Source organism: Mesobacillus sp. (assembly GCF_049588175.1).
Classification (GTDB): domain Bacteria; phylum Bacillota; class Bacilli; order Bacillales; family Cytobacillaceae; genus Mesobacillus.
This window is the reverse complement of sequence record NZ_JBAVFI010000560.1, coordinates 1-2,655: the sequence shown is the minus strand read 5'-3', so window position 1 is coordinate 2,655 and position 2,655 is coordinate 1. Positions and strand designations below refer to the sequence as shown.

General features: G+C 41.3%; 2 protein-coding genes. Both read left to right on the top strand.

The genetic code is table 11. From position 1 onward, the window contains the following. A partial coding sequence (locus tag WB217_RS13750; protein WP_423993782.1) for a DUF2254 family protein occupies positions 1-948 on the top strand: 948 nt, incomplete at its 5' end. Positions 949-1,349: 401 nt separating this feature from the next. Continuing rightward, positions 1,350-2,655, top strand: a 1,306-nt coding sequence (locus tag WB217_RS13745) for a PAS domain S-box protein (protein WP_423993781.1), incomplete at its 3' end; no start/stop codon positions are given.

Here is a 2,655-nt window from a genome sequence, read left to right as displayed (position 1 = left end):
CTCTTGTTCATGAGCGAGTCCTGGTATAAAAACGATGTGATTTCGGCGACTGTCGGCGTGTTCCTTGCGTTTATCTGTCTGGCATTTTTCGCATATTTCATACATAACGTGGCCACCTCCATCCAGGTCAGCAAGCTGATCCGCGAAATAACGGATGGAGCGTTACATTCCATCCGCCGGCAGGAAAAGGCGCTTGAAAGTGAATATATAAATGTTATAGAAGACAGGAAGGATGCAGAATTCGCATACGATCATATCAAAGATGTCAAAGGTAAAGGATATGGCTATGTACAGCTTCTCGATTATGAAGGGCTGACGAGTTATGCAGCGGAGCGGGATTTAGGGATTGAGGCGAATTTTCTTATTGGTGATTTTTTAACAGAAGAAAGCATTGTGTTCAGAGTCCATCATAATAAAGAAATCGAAGACAACCTGGAGGATACTCTCAATCAATTCCTCAGGCTGGGAAAAGAACGGTCATCCATCCAGGATCCTGAGTTTGCGCTTCAGAAAATCGTCGAGGTTGCCTTAAGGGCGATTTCACCCGCCATCAATGACCCAAACACAGCAAGGAATTGTGTATTGCATCTAGGCATGGCATTAGCCGATTTAAGCCGCATTCGTGCGAACGGGAGGTACGTCGCATACTATGATATTGATAAACAGCCACGAGTCATCAGGCTGCAAAAGAGAACAAAGGATATTCTTTATTTATCGTTTTATCAAATCGTACACTATGGAAAGCAGGACTTTTCTATCCTTCTGGCGCTCATTGATTCGTTTCTATTGATTGGAAAAAATGCAGACGAGACAGGCAAGAAGATGATCTGGGAAATCTTTATTTACAGCCTCGAGAAATTTAATTCGGAGGAATTAAAAGAACTGGATAAAATCTATTTAAATGAGAAGAAAAGTGAACTTTCGACACTTCTTGGAAAAGCGTTATAAGGCTTTTCCAAGAAGTGTATTTTTTTGTATTGATTCTGCTTTGCACCTTATTCGGGAAGTCTATGCAAATAATCCAATAATGAACCGTAAAATCGTAAGGCTGGTTTTTATCCTGAATAATGACAAAAATATCGAAAAGTCCCTTAATTCACCCATTATTATTCAAAATTCTAGTTCATTTGTAATAATCTCGTTGTGCCATTGCTATGTTATTTGATATGTTAATAATATACATCTGTTAAAAAGTATGGTTGTTCCAAGATTATGCTGCAAGCTTTCATTTGCTCTTTCTCTTGTATGGCAGTAATCTGCCTTTGAGAAGGTTTTAGAGTATTTGGAAAAAAAGAGACCAATACATACTAGGAAAATAATCTGCAGCTGGGCACATGGGGGAACTGTTAATGGGCAGTGATGGGAGAATTCATAAATACAATGCGTTTTATATTATTGTTTTTCTTCTGCTTGAAGAGTTGATTGATTGGGCCACTTCATTCTTTTTCTCCATAAGTGAAGTAATCGGAACTCTTATCGATATAGGTGTCACCTTTATTTTTATGACTTTAATCATCCGCTTGTTTAGAGGGATGGAACATACAGCTGAGGAATTGCAGGATAATAAGAAAAGGCTGAAAAGTATTTTTGATACTTTGGATGTCGCAATCTGGTCTCATGACTTGAAGACAGATACGCTCCTGATTACATCGGGAATAGAGAAATTATACGGGTATTCTTCAGAAGAGTTTTATAAAGACAGCACACTCTGGAAAAAGGTCATCCATCCTGAGGATCACCATGTATTAACGCAAAGGGAAACAGGGTTCTCACGAGGTGAAGCAGTTACTAGTATTTACAGGATTATCCGACCGGATGGCGAGGTCCGCTGGATTCAGGACAGGGGAATACCGGTGCTTGATGAAAACGGTGACTTTGTTGATTTTACGAGCGTGCTATTTGATATTACCGACCGCCAGGAAAGCGAAGGACGTTACCGAAGCCTTGTCGAGATGTCGCCTGATTTGATTGCAGTATACAGCAGGGGAAAACTTGATTACATCAATGAAGCGGGCTGCAAGCTCTTTAAAGCAGGCAGTCCTGCTGAGCTGGTAGGAAAGCCGATTTCCACTTTGATTCCGGCCGAGGTGATTTCCAAGATTAAAACTCGAGAATTGACGATTGATGAAAATTTCGAGGAGAAATTATGGTTCGAATTTAAGGCGACCCAGGTGGATGGGAAAGAAATTGATGTAGAGATGTCTGCGATGCCGATTTTATACGAAGGCAGGATGGCGGAACAGATCGTAGGCCGCGATCTCACTCAGCGTAAGAAAGCTGAAAAAACGATTAAATATATGGCTTATTATGATGTCCTCACCGGTCTTCCCAACAGGAATATGGTCAGGAAGCACCTGAACGCAGCTTTGAAAAATGGCGATCAAGAGCTAGCGGTATTATTTCTTGACCTTGACCGCTTCAAGATCATTAATGATACAAAGGGCCATCGGGTAGGTGACCTTTTATTGAAGGTAGTTGCCAGCAGGCTGAAAAATGCCGTGCAAGACAAAGGGCTTGTTTCACGGCAGGGCGGCGATGAATTCATTATTTTACTCAAAGGACTTAATAAAGCTCAAGTGATTGAAGTTGCGGAACGGATCTTAGGGGAATTTTCGGAGGGAATCGACGTCGAAAACCAGGAGTTCTTTGTTACCC